At 61.5% G+C, this 16292-nt stretch carries 13 protein-coding genes; 4 read left to right on the top strand and 9 right to left on the bottom strand.

Features of this window, described 5'->3' with window-relative positions; all coding sequences use genetic code 11:
- Nucleotides 1–21: 21 nt before the first annotated feature.
- On the bottom strand, nucleotides 22–1356 hold the full coding sequence (locus NKH01_RS09195) for an ABC transporter substrate-binding protein (protein WP_352494754.1): 1335 nt from the start codon (nucleotides 1354–1356) through the stop codon (nucleotides 22–24).
- Nucleotides 1357–1427: 71 nt separating this feature from the next.
- Entirely contained in the window at nucleotides 1428–2432 is a 1005-nt protein-coding gene (locus NKH01_RS09190; protein WP_023720275.1) for a LacI family DNA-binding transcriptional regulator, read from the bottom strand.
- A 908-nt stretch (nucleotides 2433–3340) separates the two neighbouring features.
- Between NKH01_RS09190 and NKH01_RS09185 the strand changes: the two genes are divergently transcribed.
- Nucleotides 3341–3793: a hypothetical protein gene (locus tag NKH01_RS09185; protein WP_051409701.1), complete on the top strand. Its 453-nt coding sequence runs from the start codon at nucleotides 3341–3343 to the stop codon at nucleotides 3791–3793.
- 39 nt (nucleotides 3794–3832) lie between these two features.
- Here the strand turns inward: NKH01_RS09185 and NKH01_RS09180 are convergent, their stop codons facing one another.
- The 3 genes from NKH01_RS09180 to NKH01_RS09170 form a co-directional block, all read right to left on the bottom strand.
- Nucleotides 3833–4507: a LuxR C-terminal-related transcriptional regulator gene (locus NKH01_RS09180; protein ID WP_352640235.1), complete on the bottom strand. Its 675-nt coding sequence runs from the start codon at nucleotides 4505–4507 to the stop codon at nucleotides 3833–3835.
- The gene (locus tag NKH01_RS09175; RefSeq protein ID WP_353020015.1) at nucleotides 4504–5946 is read right to left on the bottom strand and encodes a sensor histidine kinase; all 1443 of its coding nucleotides are present in this window, start codon (nucleotides 5944–5946) and stop codon (nucleotides 4504–4506) included. The genes NKH01_RS09180 and NKH01_RS09175 overlap by 4 nt, the downstream gene beginning before the upstream one ends.
- Before the next feature lie 147 nt (nucleotides 5947–6093).
- Nucleotides 6094–7611, bottom strand: a complete 1518-nt coding sequence (locus NKH01_RS09170) for a S10 family peptidase (RefSeq protein WP_023720271.1) — start codon at nucleotides 7609–7611, stop codon at nucleotides 6094–6096.
- A 272-nt stretch (nucleotides 7612–7883) separates the two neighbouring features.
- Between NKH01_RS09170 and NKH01_RS09165 the strand changes: the two genes are divergently transcribed.
- On the top strand, nucleotides 7884–8387 hold the full coding sequence (locus tag NKH01_RS09165) for a hypothetical protein (RefSeq protein ID WP_352918260.1): 504 nt from the start codon (nucleotides 7884–7886) through the stop codon (nucleotides 8385–8387).
- Between the two features lie 94 nt (nucleotides 8388–8481).
- Here the strand turns inward: NKH01_RS09165 and NKH01_RS09160 are convergent, their stop codons facing one another.
- Together NKH01_RS09160 and oiaX are read right to left on the bottom strand one after the other, a co-directional pair.
- Complete coding sequence (locus tag NKH01_RS09160) at nucleotides 8482–9816, bottom strand: four-carbon acid sugar kinase family protein (protein ID WP_353019989.1); 1335 nt, start codon at nucleotides 9814–9816, stop codon at nucleotides 8482–8484.
- Nucleotides 9817–9820: 4 nt separating this feature from the next.
- Nucleotides 9821–11095: a 3-oxo-isoapionate-4-phosphate decarboxylase OiaX gene (gene oiaX / locus NKH01_RS09155; protein ID WP_353019988.1), complete on the bottom strand. Its 1275-nt coding sequence runs from the start codon at nucleotides 11093–11095 to the stop codon at nucleotides 9821–9823.
- Nucleotides 11096–11278: 183 nt separating this feature from the next.
- Between oiaX and NKH01_RS09150 the strand changes: the two genes are divergently transcribed.
- Nucleotides 11279–11992 (top strand): transcriptional regulator NanR, encoded by a 714-nt coding sequence (locus NKH01_RS09150; protein WP_353019987.1) that lies wholly within the window; start codon nucleotides 11279–11281, stop codon nucleotides 11990–11992.
- 313 nt (nucleotides 11993–12305) lie between these two features.
- The gene (locus NKH01_RS09145) at nucleotides 12306–13274 is read left to right on the top strand and encodes a GlxA family transcriptional regulator (RefSeq protein ID WP_353019986.1); all 969 of its coding nucleotides are present in this window, start codon (nucleotides 12306–12308) and stop codon (nucleotides 13272–13274) included.
- 78 nt (nucleotides 13275–13352) lie between these two features.
- On the opposite strand, the gene apnL is transcribed toward NKH01_RS09145, so the two are convergent.
- Together apnL and NKH01_RS09135 are read right to left on the bottom strand one after the other, a co-directional pair.
- Nucleotides 13353–15260 (bottom strand): D-apionate lactonase, encoded by a 1908-nt coding sequence (gene apnL / locus NKH01_RS09140; RefSeq protein WP_353019985.1) that lies wholly within the window; start codon nucleotides 15258–15260, stop codon nucleotides 13353–13355.
- Entirely contained in the window at nucleotides 15257–16291 is a 1035-nt protein-coding gene (locus tag NKH01_RS09135) for a Gfo/Idh/MocA family protein (RefSeq protein WP_352481997.1), read from the bottom strand. Before NKH01_RS09135 ends, apnL begins: the two co-directional genes overlap by 4 nt.
- Nucleotide 16292: the final 1 nt, after the last annotated feature.

Below are 16292 nucleotides of genomic sequence, written 5' to 3'. Positions count from 1 at the left end.
GCGTGCATGCTGGAAGGGGACCTAAAGGATCGGCGCGCCGGAATAGGAAGCGAGGAACGCGTCGAGTTGCTGACTGGCTGCCGTCGCGGCCTGCTGGGCATCGACCCCGCCAAGCTGTGCCGACTGGATGGCATCCGAGATGATCTTGTAGGCTTCAGGCGGAACCCGCGGTTCGGCACGCGTTCCCGGGTGGATTTCCTTGGCGAAGGTGCCGAACTTACCCGTGCTGAAGACATCGGCGCCGGCCTTCAGTGCGCTGTTGCGCGGCGGCATGTCGCTTTTGGCGACCGTGCACCAGTTGACGACCCGGTCGATCGATCCCTGATCCATCGAGGCCAGCGCCCAGGCGCAGAACTGGGCGGAAGCATCCGGGTTCTTGCCCCCGGCATTGGCGACGAAGGCCCAGCCACCGCCGACGGTGACATATTTGCCATTGGCAGGTGTCGGCAATTTGAAGATGCCGTAGGGCACGTCCTTGGCGTTGTTGTCCATCGCCGAAATGCCCCAGATGCCGCAGTTCTGCATGGCGCACAGCCCTGCCCCGAGATTGGCGACGATGTCGAAGCCGCCGCCGACCACCTGACGCGGCGCCACACCGGTATTGATAGCATCCTGCCAGAGTTTAAGCGCCTGGACCGTGGCCGCCGAATCGAAGGCGCTCTTGCCGTCCTTACCCTGGAATTCGCCGCCGCCCTGCCACAGAAACGGATACCAGGTGAAGTTCTGGTAATAGCCAGGCGTCGTTTCGAACAGCACGCCATAACGGTTGGGCGTCGTCAGCTTCTTGGCAACCGCCAACAACTCGTCCCAGGTCTTCGGCACGTCGTTTTCGTTGAGCTTTGCTTCCTCGAACGCTTTGACCGAATAATAGAAGGCCATCGGCTCGACCTCCATCGGCACGCCGTAGATCTTGCCGTCGACCATGCGGTTGGCGATGACGCTTTCCGGGAAATCGGCTTTGGCGGCATCCTCGATATGCGGCGTCAGGTCGGCCAGTACGCCGCCATTGTAATAACGCAGGAAATCGCCGGGGCTGATGAGGAAGATGTCGGGGCCCTCGCCCGACGCGAAGGCCGTCGCCAGCTTGGAGCCGGAGATGTATTCGCTGTTGACGACATATTCGAGCTCGACCTTCTGGTCGTGGCCGTCGTTCCAGTCGGCCACCAGCTTTTCGAACCACTGGACCTGTGGCTTCACGTCTCCGCCCGGCGCATAGAACTGCCAGAATTTCAGCGGCGCTTCCTGAGCGCGCAAGGCCATCCTATTGATGAACGGGAAGCCTGTAAGGCCGGCGGCGGCGAAAGTGGCGCCGCCCTGGATCAGCCGACGGCGGTTGAGGGTCGTTTTGTCAGTCATCATTTCCTCCCTGGGTGTTGTTCGGTCGAACGTTGGCGAAGGACCTCCGTTCCCTCTGCCGGCATTTGGCGTCATGCGCTGTCGGATGGGCTCAACGCGCATGGGATCACTTCGGTGCGCGGCGCGCCCTCGACTTTGCCGCCCAGGCGCTCGAGCAGCATTTCCGTGGCGCGCTTGGCGAGCATTGTCGGGCTGTTGCCGACACGGGTCAGCTTCGGCCTGACATATTCCAGCTGAGGCAGGTCATCGAAGACCGCGATGGCGATATCCTGAGGGATATTAATCGCATGGTCGTAGAATTCAGTCAGCGCACCGGAGGCCATCAGATAATTGGCGAAGAACATCGCCGACGGCAGGTTTCCGCCGTGCTTGTCCAGGAGCCAAGCGACCGCCTCCCGTCCTGACGGGGCAAGATAGCTTCCCTCGAACCGAAGATCGGCGGCGATTGGCACGCCATTGTCGGCAAGCCCTTTCTCGAAGCCCGCGGCACGCGCCATCGCCTCCTTGAAAAAGGATGGCCCGGTGACATGGGCGACGCGGCGATGGCCCCTCTTCGCCAGATACTCGCCCATCAGATAGCCGCCGCCGAAATCGTCCAGCTGGACGCTGTCGACGGCTTGATTGGGGAGATTGCCGATGAAGACGGCGGGCAGATCGAGGTTGAGCAGCTCGCTGTGCATGCCGTGCAGCGCGAAGTCGGCAACGATGACGCCGTCGACCCGCTTGCGCCCGATCTGGCGCAAATACTCGCGGCCGTGATCCTGTGAATGTCCGCCCGGTACGTCGGTGTTGAAGATCAGCATGTCGAGGCCGACCACTTCGAGCGTTGACTGCGCCGTCTTCACCAGCTCCGGGTAGAACGGGTTGCGGATGTCGGGGATCAGCATCGCGATGATGTTGGTGCGGCCGGTGCGCAGGCTCTGCGCCTGCGGGTTAGGCGTATAACCGAGTTCGTCGATCGCCGCTTGTACGCGCTCACGCAGCGGTTTCGATACCCGGTCCGCATGGTTGATGACATGCGACACTGTCGTGCGCGACACGCCCGCTCGCGTGGCAACTTTGGAAATCGTGCTCATAGTGACAGGTTATGAGCACATGAATGCATTTGCAAATCGATTTTACTGACGCCTCGCAGATTGGAGTCGTCCGGCGGATTGCTGCACAAATGACCAAAGAAAAAGGCCGGACTGTTAAGCCCGGCCAAGCGTGAAGGTCTGTAACCTCCAGAGGGGAACGCGCCGGACGCAATGGGAGGAGACGTCCGACGCAACTTTCATATGGGTCTGTATTGGTGACGTTTCAACGACATGGCAGTGGACCAACGTCGCTGTTGCCATAGTGCCAGGAACGCAAAGCATTCGAAGGGAGCGGTGGATCGCAGCTGCCAGTCGGATACAAAGGTTGCCGAATGCAAGGCGGGGTCCATTGCTCCTGGCATAGGGACTTCAGTCTGTAAGACTGTCGACCAAGGACCTGCACGGCCAAACTTTGGTCCGAGGCTGCTATCGCAAAAGCCCGAAATGCGAGAGTTTCAGGAACTGAGTTCCAAAGAACCCCGTTGCGATGCCGACTGGTACAGGAGGCCGCTATGGACCCGAGCATTCATCAGGCACGTTGGCTGCTTTTTCCGTTGTTTGGCCTGTGTTTCGGGATCGCGGCCATTGGATTTATTGTTGGCTGACGGTGGGAAGTCGGCGCTATCACCGAGAGACGCAACCAACGGAAGGCAAAAGACTTGCGCAGTAAATAGTCCCTTCCTGCGCCAGCGAGACCCACCAGTTACCATCGTGGGACTGGTGGGTCTTGACGTCCCGGATACAAACCATTGTTTTAAGCATGACACGAAGTCGAACAGGAGGCAGCACGACAGGTCCGTATGATTAAGGGGATTTACGACATGCGACTGGCAAGTTCATTGATGACGACCCGGAGACGAAGGACCAGATCTTCACGAGGACGTCGTGTCGGTATTTCCGTAATCGTGTTGACCTTCATTCTCGTCGTAGGCCCGTATCGCGTCATGTTCGACGGACCGTCGCCGACGCTCGGCCCGCAGGCCGCCTGTGCCAAAGACGGCGGGAACGGCAACGGCAATGGCGGAAACGGGAACGGGAATTCAGGCAATTCGGGTGGAAACTCCGGCAATTCAAACTCGAACGCTGGAGCCGGCAAGGGCAAAGCAAAGTCGCAGGACGACAATCCCCCTGATCCCGCCCCTGCGGTAAACCCCGACAGCAAGCCAAAACTCTTTGTCAACGCGACCACAGGAGACCGGGTCGAGGTGCGTGGGCCGAGCATTGGCGTGGTGCATTCGAACGGCCTCAGCGAACGCATCGACAGCGGCCAATATGAAATGCGGGATGCCAAGGGCCGCACCATCATTCGGCGCCTGGCGACGCGTTCCGATCGGGACAGATTGCTTGAAATGATCAACTGAGGGCCAGTTCACATAGCTGCGCTGTGCGGCAATTTTGGCTCAAGCATGATCGCGAACAGGCGGATGCCGGCGCTCAGTCGCGTCGCGCAACGTCATTGCGGCTTCGGTCCTGTTGCTGACGTTGAGCTTGGCCAGGATTCGCGTCATGTGGTGCTTTATCGTTTTCTCATGCAGGTTCAGCCGAAGCCCGATCCGCTTGTTGCTCAGTCCCGCGGCAACCAGCGTCAGGATCTCCCTTTCGCGGCTGGTGAGTTCGGCAAGTCCGTCAGCTTTCGCCGGTTCTTTTGATTTAGCCGACAGATCGGCCAACAGGCGCGCCGATAATTGTGGACAGACATATCGTTCGCCCGACGCTACCGTGCGCAGGATCGCAGCCAACGTCCTCGACCCGACCCCCTTCAAAACATAGCCCCTTGCCCCGCTCTGCAACGCGGTCATCACGTGCTGGTTTTCTTCCGAAACGGTCAGCATCACGATTTTCAATGCCGGCTGCCGCTCCAGGGCCGGTCCGATCACACCAAGGCCACCTCCGGGAACCGAGATGTCCATCAGCAGAATGTCGGGCCGCTGGTCTTCGATTATCCGCAGGGCGTCATCTCTGCTGCTTCCTTCGCCGACTATCTCGAATCCGCCGATCTGATCGAGCGTGCGCACAACGCCTTCCCTGAACAGAGGGTGGTCGTCGACGATGGCAAGCTTGATGGCTGCGGTCATGTCTGCCCCATTTCAACGATGTTGAGAGCCATTTTCACGATCGTGCCACGTTGTGAGGAAGTCACGGTAAACTGGCCCCCGAGGCTTTCCACCCGCTCGCGCAGCCCAACGAGCCCCAGCCTCTCGGGACGCACGATTTGTGGGTCAAAGCCAGGGCCGGCGTCGGACACTTCGATACAAACGCGCTCGCCGTCGAAATGTTTCTCGACCGACTGACCTTCACCTCCGGCATGGCGAAATCCATTGTTCAGCGCCTCCTGGACGAAGCGGAAGATGCAGATCTTGGCCGCCGGCGACAACGTCGCATGGCCGCCGGTCATCGATAGCGCCACTTTGGCTCCGGTTCGTTCTTCGTGCGCTTGCACGGCAAGCTCGAGAATTTCGGCCAACTCGGCATGCTCGATATGCGGCAGGACAAGGCCCTTGCTGATACTCCTGATCTCGCGCATGGCTTCGTCCAGATGTGCTTTGACGGCTAGCAATTCCTGTGCACGTTCGGCTGACGGCGTAGCGGGATCGGCAATGACAGGGCTGTCGATCCCCAGCGCTGCGAGAGCAACCAGTTGCGCGGGCCCATCGTGCAAGTCCGCACCGATGCGCCTGAGATAGCGTTCGTTGAGTGCGGTGGCGCGCTGCGAGGCACGCTGCACCTTCAGCCTCAACAGTCTGTTTTGAGCAAGCAGGTCGGAGAGTTCAGCAATGCGCTGCTTCAACGAGCGGCTCTGCGAACTGATCGTGCGGCTGCCACGGAACACGATTGCCGACAGCCCGAGAAAGAAGGCCGCTGTGACGGCGGCAACGTCCAGCCAGGTTCGAATAAGTGCCTGATGCAGGTTTCTTTCGAAATCAGTGGCGACCTCGTAGAATTCCGAAACGGCCACCACTTCCCCCGACCATGGCTGCAGCACCGGGTTGTAGATCTCGAGGAGATGCAAGCCGCTGGCTCTTTCGGCCTCGCTGTCCGGATCGTCGAGCTTGTCGAACTCCGAAACCATTTGGCCTGCAAACGCCGCGCGGAGATTGCCGCTGGGCTCAAAGCGCTTGCCGATCAATGTCTTGTCGGTCGAATACAGGATGGTTCCGTCGCGACGCCAGAGCTTGAAGGATTCGAGCCTTGTGCCGAGTGCCCCTTGTCCCAGCGTTTCATCGAGCGCGTGGGCGACGCTCTCGTCGAGGACTTCGCTCTTGCGCATATCCGGAAGCAGCGGCGCGATAACGCTGTCCACGTAAAGAGCCGTAGCGGATGCCGAATTCTGCGTGACCACGGCTTCTATGTGGCTCGTGACTGAAATCCCCACCACCACCATGGCCGACAGGGAGAATAGACCACCCGCGAGCAGGAACTGCGTGGCCAGCGACAACGCGTTCCAGCGGCCGACAAGGCTTGTCACCCAGTGTGGCCTAGTGTTCCGAGTGGCCCGCTCGGCAACACGCCGCATCAGTGGCGCGATTCTGGAGAACCGGCTAATTTGCTGTCGAACGTCGCTAAAAGACGCCATCCTTGGTGTGTAACCGATCAATTGCGATGGAACTAGGGCCTGATGAGAGGGCGAACAGCGCATCCGGCGCTTTTTTGCGCAACTGTCTCATTGCGTCGTTCGGTAAAGCTCGGACGCGGCCTGCTTCAGTGCCGCCCGTCCATCCGGCCTCAGATACATCATGTGCCCGCCTTCCAGCACCTCGGCGCGAATGGGCTTTGCGCCGGCAAGCGAAGGAATTTGACCAAGCAGGTAGCGCGAGCCCATGTACGGCGTCACCAGGTCGCTGTAGCCGTTGACGATCAGCACGCCGAGATTGGGGTTCAGCGTGCGTGCCTGCTGAAGGTCGTCCATGACACCCGCATAGCCCTGACGCGTCGGGCTCGTTCCATAGTCCCAATTGCCGCTAACTTCGCGGTTGAGAAGCCGATAGCTGATATCCGTACGGAAGTTCAATTCATCACGCACGTAGCCGACGAAAGCAGAGGTGAGCGCCGGCACGCTTCGGTCGAGCACCGGATCGGGACCCTCGACTCCCAGGCTCTCTGGCGCCACGTCCGCCGTCGCGATGTTGCCGTCATAGGCGCTGAGAACATTGCCCTTTGCCCGTGCAAACTCCTTGGCAAAGAGCCCTATGGGAATGCGTGCAAAGTGCCGCTGGACAAGGTTGAGCGGCAGACCGGTGATTTCGGCGACACGCTGGCTCGCCAGCCGTCCACCTTGCTCCAGTCCACCGGCTAGCGCGGCCAGATAATCGCCGAGCGCATAGTGTTCGACTTCTGCCAGCCGCTCCTGCAGAGCCGGGCCGGAAACGCCTTCGCTGTGCAGGCGCACTGCCGCCAGCGACGGCAGTTCCAGCGCCCAGTGGAGCGGCTGGAACTCGTCCGGGCGCACCAGCGTGAATTCGAGCGCCGGCGAAATCAGCACGACGCCGCTCGGGCTGATGCCGATGTCTTCCTGAAGCTTCCTGGCGAGCAATGCCGCCCGAAACCCGCCATAGCTTTCGCCGGCAAGAAACACCGGCGATGCCGTGCGGTTGGTCTGCGCCAGATAGAGCCGGATGAACGCGCCTATCGACGCGGCGTCCTGACTGACGCCCCAGAAGCTGTGTGCCTCCGTGCCGGGCGCTTCACGGCTGTAACCGGTTCCGACAGGGTCCACAAAGACCAAGTCGGTCATGTCGAGCCAAGTGTCGGGGTTATCGAACAGCCTCTGTGGCGGCGGCAGGAAACTTCCATCGGCCGCCGTCGCCAGGACCCGCGGACCGAGCGCGCCGAGGTGCAGATAGGCGGAAGCTGCTCCCGGACCGCCATTAAACACGAAGGTGATCGGACGCCGCGGATCCGGTCCCGTTTCTTTTCCGGGATGCAGTGCATAGGCGACATAGAAAATCTCGGCGGTGATATCGCCTTTGCCGGACGGCAATGACAGCGTGCCGGCCTTGGCCTCGTAATCGAGCGTGCGTCCGGCGATGACGATCGAATGATCGGAAGTCTGCGGCGGCGGCAGGAGCGAGAGAACCCCGCCTGTGGGCGGCGGCCGCTGGGCCGCCTCCGCATGACTGGCCCCAGCGCCGGCGACCAACAGCAGAAGAGCGAGGGCGATTTCTTGCAGCTTGATAAGCATGACGTCTCCGGAGCAATTGGCTGGAAACTAGCACACCGTCGGCCGAACCAAAGTCACAGCACCGTGCGCCAGTACATCTCAAGAAGGGGTCGGGTTGAGAAATCCGATGCCCAGGCGGAAGATAGGGCGCGAGGGACACGGCAGCAGCCTCAACCCCTTGCAGCAGATGCGTGGCGGTGGCGTACCAAACGACTTCGTGAATTTCTGCCGGTTGACTCGATTGGCCCACTTCCTAGGTTGGCATTCGGGGCTCCATGCAATCCGAAGTTGGTATGACATCTTTCCACACACGAAAGCTTGCCCTTCTCGTTCTATCCGTAAGCGCCGCCATCCTGTCCTCCTGCGTCATGCCCGACGACACGTCGAGCACTGCGAAGGAGGACGCCACGGCGGCGGCAGCCCGCAAGGAGATGGTCGGCCTTAGCGAAGCGGATGTTCGAATGTGTGCCGGCTTTCCGACAGCCACCGCCGATGTTGGCAGATCCGGCCAGATCTGGACCTATCAGCGCGTCGTTCAACGCGGCAATCTCAACATTGTGGTTCCGACCGTGGCCATTGGCCCCGTCCCGGCGCTCGGAGGTTCTGTCAACGTCGCCCCCGGCGGCTATTGCAACACGCAAATTCGAATGGTCGACGGCCATGTTGCCGAGGTCGCCTACGCCGGCGACAACAACCTGCCGAACAACCGCGACGGACTCTGTGTCAGCACGGTGGACGCCTGCGTCGCCTATGCCCGTCAGCGCCATCCAGTCAGGACGATGGCCCGTACGAGGTGACCGGGATCAAGCGCGCTGCTGCTGATTGCTTTGCCGGCTAATGGATCTGCCGAACTCCGATTGGAGCACCGACGACTTACCTAAATTCCTGCTCTCAACCGCCGATCCCATCGCGAATGGCGCAGAAATAGCGGTCGGTTCCGACCTGTCCGCCCTTGAGGGCGATTTCCAGCCCGTCGATCGCCTTGATGCGCGAATGCGCGAGACAAAGCGGCGAGCCCGGCGATGCCGGCAGCGGCATTCGCACCGTCAGCGCATCGACGCCTATCTGGCCAAGTGCGTGGCTCGACGTATCGCCGCCGGCGATGACCACGCGCAGTAGCTTCTCTTGAAGCGTCAATTCGCGGAGAAGCTCGCCAAGGCCGCGGCCAAGCTTATGGCGGGCGCCTTCCCGGAGATCGATTTCAGCACCGCGGTCGGCCGCCGGTCCGAGCGCGGTGTAGAGGATGACGCTGCGCCCGGCCTTCAGGCTGGCGCGGCCGGTTGCAACGGCGCGCGCAATTGCGTCGTTCGAAGCCTCAGAAACCAGTTCGACCGGGTCGATCTCGATCCCGTCGAAGCCATTGGCTAGAGCATGCCGGATCTGTCGTTCCGTCGTCGGCGAGCAGCTCCCCGAGACCACGGCGATCCTGTCGGCAGCGCCCGGCGGCGAAAACGCGAGTTTGGCATCCACGATCCGGTTCGATGCCCATTCGGCCAGCAAGGCATATTCGATGCCTGAAGAGCCGACGACGAAATAACCGCCCGGCCTGCGAGCGCGCCATATCTCCTTGCCGGCAAGCGCCTGGGTTTCCAGGCTGTCGGCATCGAAGAGCACGATGTCTGTGCCATTCTCCACAAGCCGGTCGAATGCTTCCGACCGCGACGCCGATTGCAGCGTCGCCAGGTCGACCAGCCCCGAGCTGAGGTCTGTCTGGCGCGACAGATGGATCAGCAGGTCGGATTCGTCCATCGGCGTGGTCGGATGGCGGCTCATCACGGGATGGCGATCGATGCGGAAATATTTGTCGCGATAGGCCGCGAACAGATGGCCGAATGCGGTGTAGCGTTTCAGCTGCGGCGCGCCGACCACCAGCGGCACGCTGTCTTGCCGGAAAACCGAGCGGCCGATCTCGATCGCCCGGCCGATGCTGCCGATTGCCGGGCTGGAATCGAAGGTCGAGCAGACCTTGTAGTGGCAGATCTCGGCGTCTAGGGTTTTCAGCCAGGCGAAGGCATTGCGCAGATGCGTGTCCATCCACTGCGGCGTCTCGCTGCGGCTGGTGCCCGCCAGACCGATGGCGCGGCAATGCGCAAACTGCGAAAGCAGCGCCTCGTCCGGCTGGCGCATGAACAGCACGGTCGGCACGCCGCCGAGCTCGAGCGCCTCCATGACGTCGGTCGAGCCGGTCAGGTCGTCGCCATAATAACTCAGAAGCAGGTTTTGCATGGCGTCAGGCCGCCTTGCCGTCGCCGAACTTCTCGATCGACCGCGCCAACTCGACATGGCTCAAGGCATAATCCGCCAACGGGATGTCTTGGACCGCCGCCTTCCAGGCCTGCTGCACGGCGCGCACGCCGGCGCCCGGCCCGTCCGGGTGGCTGACGATGCCGCCGCCGCAGAGATAGAGAAGATCGACCGTCCGACCGGTTCGCTGGAAGGTTTCAGGTGCCTGCCCGCCCCACTGGCCGGAGCCGGCGACCGGCAATGCGCAATCGGCCGGCGAAAAGATCGGCGTGGTCACCGCCTTGAAGGATTCGACGAAGGACCAGTCGGGTTCCCAATATTTCGAGGCGATGCCATTGATCTGGAATTGGTCGACGCCGAGCAGCCGCCAGAACTGCTGCCAGACCTTGAAGTCCATGCCGAGGCCAGGATGACGGGTGAGAATGTCCCAGCCATTGCGGTGGGCATGGAGCACCAGGCTGGAGCGCTTTCGGAGGTAAGCCATGCCGCCAAAACCGATCGAATTGATGTTGACGACAGCACAATTGCCGCCGGCCTTTGCCACCAGGTCGTGGTTTCGCATCATCTCGTCGGGATCGGCATGTGAGATGCCAAAGGCATACATGACCTTCTTGCCGGTCTTCTGCTCGTGGTCGAGGATCAGCGGCATAATTGCCCTCACCCGCTCCGACAGTGGTGAATAGGCCGGGCTCATCAGCTTCTCGTCGTCCTTGATGAAATCGACGCCGGCGGCAATCAGCTCTTGCACCATCGCGGCCGTCTCGTGCGGGCGGAGTCCCAGCGCCGGCTTGACGATGGTCCCGATGATCGGACGATCCGCGACACCGGTCAGCCTGCGGCTGCCCGTGACGCCGAATTGCGGGCCGGGATGCGCGCCCCGGTACTCCTCGGGTAGCTTCATGTCGACCACCCGGATGCCGGATAGGCCCCTGATCGAAAAGGTGCCGCCGATGGCGATGGTCATCAGCGCCGACAGGTCGGTGCCGATGGCGTCCAGCGGAAAGGCAATGTCGACGTCGGCGCGCTTGACCGGGCCGTTGCGTGCTTCGGGGCTGGCTCCGGGACCGGTTTCGGGAAGAGACGGCCGATCCGCCTCCGGCAGATGCCGTATCGCCAGGACCCGCGCCGCGACCCTGGCCTTGAGCTCTTCGGTCTCGCCGGCCAGCGCGACGAAGGTTCCCGTCGACTGGTCGCTTGCGATCTTGGCCGCCAGCGCCTCGATATTGTCCGGCGTTTCGATGCGATAGGTGAGAACAATCATATTCGCGCGGCCTGCCGGGGTGGTTCGAAAAAGGTTCCTTGGCCCTCGAAGTCTGGTATAATGAGTACATAAGCATTGCAAGCCCTGTCCGGCCTGGCGGGAAAAGGCGGGCGGGCGACAGGCGTTCCGGAACTCGCGGTGGAAATGCTAGATAGAGGCCGGTCATAGGAGTGATTCGCGACGATGAACCGTTCGGAGCCGATCGTCCGGCGCAAGCTTTCCGACGAAGTATTCTTGAGACTGAAGCGCCTGATCACCAGCGGCGAATTGCAGCCGGGCGACGACATGCCGTCGGAGCGCGAACTGATGGAGCGCTTCGAGGTCGGCAGGCCGGCGATCCGCGAGGCGATGCAGGCGCTGAGCAATATGGGGCTGGTAGCGATCTCGCATGGTGAGCGGGCCAAGGTGCTGCAGCTGACCGCCAAGTCGATCATCAAGCAGGTCGATGGCGCGGCGAAGATCATCCTGTCATCGTCGAAGGATACGCTCGAGCACCTCAAGAACGCGCGCATCTTCTTCGAGCGCGGCATGGTAAGGGAAGCTGCTGAAAAGGCCACCGCCGAGGACGTGCAGCGGCTGCGCGCAACGGTCATCGAGCAGCGCAGCTTTCGCGGCGACTCGGAAGCCTTCATATCCGCCGACATGAAATTCCACACCCAGATCGCGGCAATATCCGGCAACCCGATCTACGTCGCCGTCAGCGACGCAATGCTTGGCTGGCTAAAGGAATACCACACCGAAATGCTGATCTGGACCGGCAAGGAAAAGTTCACGCTGACCGAGCACGAAGAGATCATCGAGCGCATCGAAGCCAAGGATGCGGATGGCGCCGAGAAGGCGATGATCAAGCACCTCGAACGCTCGCGTGCGCTCTACGTGATGAATTCCGGCAACTGAAAATCAAGCGCAGGTCTCTACCGGCGTCGCGGTCGGGACTGTGTTCTCGGCCTACTGACTGACCACAGGTCAGCCTGAGTCGGGACCGGCGCAGTTTGCTGTAGCCGTTTGAATCCGATGTATGTGCCGCATTGTTTTCATTCAGCGATTTCAGCATTTGCATCTTTCCAGCCATGGATTTCCGCGGCCGCTTTCGTCAGCGAGCCCGTATACGGCCATCCTGGATGGCGCCGCTCTTTTTCTAGAATTGGCAATTTTGACAAAGACTATGCTAGACTTGCCATCCGACGAGAACGACACCGGGAGTACCGCAATGGCTGTCAGGAGCCTCCACGTTGTGATCTGGCTGCCGTCGAATTTCTATTCGGCCGTTGTCTCGACTCTGGTCGAAATGTTTCAGCTTGTGAATGACGTCTGCCGTTCACAGGTTCTTTCATGTGAGTTCGTTTCAAGGGGCACGCCGTCGACATCAAGCACCGGAATTTCCTTCCCGACAAAGGTTCGACCATCGCGAAAAATGGATGTCCTGATTCTCATTGCGATGCCGGGTGTCGAGATTCCGGACCTTCTGCGCTCGCTCGACGAGGAGAGTGAGCATTCAAAACCGCTGATCGCGCTCGCGCAGCAGCAGGAGGCAATCATCGCAGCACATTGCGGCGCATGTTATCTGCTCGCCAATTCAGGATTGTTGGACGGCAAGCGCGCAACGATATCCTGGTGGCTGAAGAACGAGGCAAGCCGCCGGTTTCCGCAAGTGCGATGGGACGCTTCCCGCCTGCTCATTCGCCAGGACCGCCTTTACACATGTGGAGGCGGGTTTTCCGGACTGGAACTCGCCAGGGCTTTGCTGATCGATCTGGGCTTCTCGAAGGAAGAGCGGATCATTCGAAAACTTCTGGTTCTTCCTCCGCCGCGCACATTTCAGAGTCCCTACGAATTTCCTCTCGACGAAATATCGAACGAGGCCAGCCCATTCGAGAACAAGCTGCGCGAACTCTCGAAAGACAAGATGTCGGAAATCGATTTGAACTTTCTCGCAACCGAATTTGCGATGTCTTCGCGAACCCTGTCTCGCAGGTTTTTCGACGAGTTCCAGACAACGCCGGGAAAATGGATCCAGGAAAGGCGGCTGGAGTTGGCAAAATCCATGCTTGAGGAAACGAAACTGAGCGTTTCAGAAATTTGCTATCGGGTGGGATATCAGGACGTCGCCTCGTTCAGCCGTCTTTTTTCCAGGGCGACTGGAATGGCACCAGGCGAGTTTCGAAAGCAAATCGGGTGACAAGCCGGCAGCGGACATGCTGCGGCTAGGGGCAACCGTTGCGGAATTGCGGCGATTCATGAACCCCGGCATATGACTTCAGCCGATCCGGACGATTGCGTAAGGCGTCATCACAAGACGGTCTCGGCCCGACGCGTCGCGCTGAATCTGGCGTGACGTTCGTCCATCCCAGATCTTCAGAAAACCCTGATCGGAGCCGAGCCCGGAAACATCGACTGGAACGTCGACCGGGGTAAGGTTCGCCAGCCAGACGATGATCTTGCCTGTCTGGGCGCGGCTGGCCAGTCCGAGCACCCGCGTCTCATCGGTCGTTGTTGCCGTTATGTGCGCATGGCCGGCCAGTTCGCAAAGTCCTTTCACCGCGTGGAAAATCGGCCGGCGCGTACCTTCTTCGAGCGGTTCATCCGACAAGGCCAGCACGCCGAATGGCCCGGTGAAGCTGCAGAGCGTGAGCATTTCGAGCCCGGCAGGGGCGAGGCGTGCGGCATAGCCGATCGTCCACGCGGCCCCGAACAGTCCGGCATGGCGAGGGTCGCGGTCGGCCATGGCAATGCGCTGACTGTCGGGATTGGCCTTGGTCGCGCCGCCATAAGGGTTCTGGCGCATGGCAATGGTCGACGGCCCGATCCGATAAGGTTTTGTTCCGAAGATCGCCCGTACAGACGCCGTGATGAAAGGCAGCGCCTCCAGCGATTGCATGACGCTGAGATCGTCGGCGGCATGCACGATCGGGCAAGTGCAATGCGTGACGAAATCGAGCGGGTCGGCCGGCACACGCTTGCGGTTGAGTTCGGTGAAATAGCTGAACATGCCGCCGCCGAGGCGGGTGTCGGGAAAGGCACGCCGCGCCGCGGCATAGACATCTTCGAGCGGCGGGCACTGCGGCCATGCGCTGCCCGGCGGCGTCGACTGCCGGTCGACCGAGGGCGAAACGGCAATGGCCGAGAGCTTGAGCCCGGCCTTGCGCACCCTGTCGGCGACGCCTGAAAGCTCGACGTCGAGATCGCCGTCGCCGGCAATGACACATTCGAGCGTTGTCCGAGCCGGATAGGCGGCGGCCAGCCTGGCGTAGGACCGCAAGGCGTCGAGCCCGTGGCCGCGCGTCGGGTCAAAGTGGAACATCAATTGCTGCGGGCCAAGCTCGGACAGCACCGACAGCTTGCTCAGCGCGGCCTCGACCTCATCCGGGTAGATGATAACGCCGATATCCGGCAGCACCGGCCCGGCTTGGCCGAGCGTGACACGAATCGGTTCGGCGGTTGCCGCGGTGGCCGGCACTTTCCCGCCACCCTCCACCCGCAAGCTGATGGTCTGGCGGAAGGGCTTGCCGGCAGGCAGCACGTAGGGCCATGGCAGCGCGAGCGGCCGGACATAGGTCTTGTAGGAGGCATCCGACCAGTTGCGCTGGTCTTCCATCTCGAAGGCATCGCCTTCCATACGGCATTCGGCGGTGACGCCCGCCCGGACCTCATGGGTGATCGCCCGCAGATCCTTGAACGGCTGCCAGGGATCGATTAGTTCTGGGAGCCGCGTTGCGACCACGCTGCCGTCGGTATGCTCGACCGTGACCGGGCTGCCGGCCAGGCCGGCAATCGGATGCAGGATGCAGAAGCCACAGCGATTGGTTTCGAAATCGCTGTCGGGACGAGCGCTCACGTCGAAGACCAACTGACCATCGGCGGAGCTCTTGATGGTCGCGCGGAAGCCGAGTCGACTGCCGTCCGGTGCCTGGCAACTTGCCGAATAGCTGACGGAAAATGCCTCGGTATCTTGCTCGATGGCAAGGTTGGTGAGCGCCGGCTCGTAGGTGCCCCAGTCGCGATCTCTGACGATATAGGCGATGGCGCGCAGAACTTCGGTGCCGCCCTGCCGAATGTTGCGCAGATTGCCGTTGACGAAGTCCGCCGTCAGCGCACCGGCGCGCAGCCTGACCGGTTCGACTTCAACCGCATGCGTGCCGTAAAGGAGGAAGGCGTCGGCTGTCATTTCAGCAAGGCGTCGAGTTGCACCGGTTCGCGGCTTGCGGCGCCGGCATAGGCCGCCTCGACCAGCGCCAATGTCTTGAGGTTGTCCGCGCCCGAGGTCGCGGGCTCGGTTCCGTTGGTCAAGCAATCGACCCAATGCTTTTGAATGGCGACGACGCTTTCCTGGATGTTGTGCCACGGCCGCGATGCCCAAGGCAGCAGCGGCGGCGAGACGTCGCTGACAGCCGTTCCGCTCCTGCCGGTGACGGTGAGCCGGTAACCCTGCGCCAGCCGGATCGTGCCGTCGCTGCCGTCGATTTCGATCAGCGTCTGCGGAAACGGCTCAGTCGCGAGCTTGCTCGCGTAGCTGCAGTCGACCACCGAAGTGGCGCCGCTCGTGTGGTCCATGAGCATCGTCGCAACATCCTCGCCGGCAATGGCAGGGTTGACGCGCGCCGTTCGCGCAGTGACCGTCGAGACGTCGCCCAGCAGAAAGCGGGCGATGTCGAGGATGTGGATGCCGAGGTCTTCGATAATGAAGCGCTTTCCCGTCGCCAAATAGGGCTGGCCGGAAAACACGTCGTAAGCCGATCGAAACGAGATCCGTCCGAAGAAGGGTGTGCCGATGTCGCCGCTGTCGAGCACGGCACGCACCGCCTGGATCGGCGACTGCCAACGAAAATTTTCGTGCACCATCAGCGGCACACCGGCGACGGCGCATGCCTTCACTATCGCCTTGGCGTCGGCAAGCGTCGGCGCGAACGGTTTTTGGCAGATTACCGGCACGCCGTGCTGCGCCGCCATCTCGACGAGGGGACGGTGGCTCGGCGCGGTGGTGGCGATGTCGACGAAATCCAACCTTTCGCCGGCAAACAGTGCTGCCGCGTCGGTATAGCGCCGCGCGACCCCGAACTGGTCGCCGACGATCCTCAACCGGTCCGGATCGCGGTCGCAGATGGCAGCGATCGAGGCACCCTCTATGTCGCGCCAGGCATGCATCTGGTTGACGGCGAAGAAGCCGCAGCCGATCAGCGCTCCCCGCAGTTCCGTCATG

It is taken from the genome of Mesorhizobium sp. M1403, from assembly GCF_040317695.1.
In the GTDB taxonomy this organism is placed as follows: Bacteria; Pseudomonadota; Alphaproteobacteria; order Rhizobiales; family Rhizobiaceae; genus Mesorhizobium.
Note: the sequence above shows the minus strand (reverse complement) of the source record. Positions and strands in the feature narration are given on the sequence as shown.

Coding starts and splice junctions, on each gene's coding strand:
- NKH01_RS09165 (WP_352918260.1), top strand. CDS start 7,884: ATGACATCTTTCCACACACGAAAGCTTGCCCTTCTCGTTCTATCCGTA.
- NKH01_RS09190 (WP_023720275.1), bottom strand. CDS start 2,432: ATGAGCACGATTTCCAAAGTTGCCACGCGAGCGGGCGTGTCGCGCACG.
- NKH01_RS09170 (WP_023720271.1), bottom strand. CDS start 7,611: ATGCTTATCAAGCTGCAAGAAATCGCCCTCGCTCTTCTGCTGTTGGTC.
- NKH01_RS09135 (WP_352481997.1), bottom strand. CDS start 16,291: ATGACGGAACTGCGGGGAGCGCTGATCGGCTGCGGCTTCTTCGCCGTC.
- NKH01_RS09150 (WP_353019987.1), top strand. CDS start 11,279: ATGAACCGTTCGGAGCCGATCGTCCGGCGCAAGCTTTCCGACGAAGTA.
- apnL (WP_353019985.1), bottom strand. CDS start 15,260: ATGACAGCCGACGCCTTCCTCCTTTACGGCACGCATGCGGTTGAAGTC.
- NKH01_RS09195 (WP_352494754.1), bottom strand. CDS start 1,356: ATGACTGACAAAACGACCCTCAACCGCCGTCGGCTGATCCAGGGCGGC.
- NKH01_RS09160 (WP_353019989.1), bottom strand. CDS start 9,816: ATGCAAAACCTGCTTCTGAGTTATTATGGCGACGACCTGACCGGCTCG.
- oiaX (WP_353019988.1), bottom strand. CDS start 11,095: ATGATTGTTCTCACCTATCGCATCGAAACGCCGGACAATATCGAGGCG.
- NKH01_RS09180 (WP_352640235.1), bottom strand. CDS start 4,507: ATGACCGCAGCCATCAAGCTTGCCATCGTCGACGACCACCCTCTGTTC.
- NKH01_RS09175 (WP_353020015.1), bottom strand. CDS start 5,946: ATGCGGCGTGTTGCCGAGCGGGCCACTCGGAACACTAGGCCACACTGG.
- NKH01_RS09145 (WP_353019986.1), top strand. CDS start 12,306: ATGGCTGTCAGGAGCCTCCACGTTGTGATCTGGCTGCCGTCGAATTTC.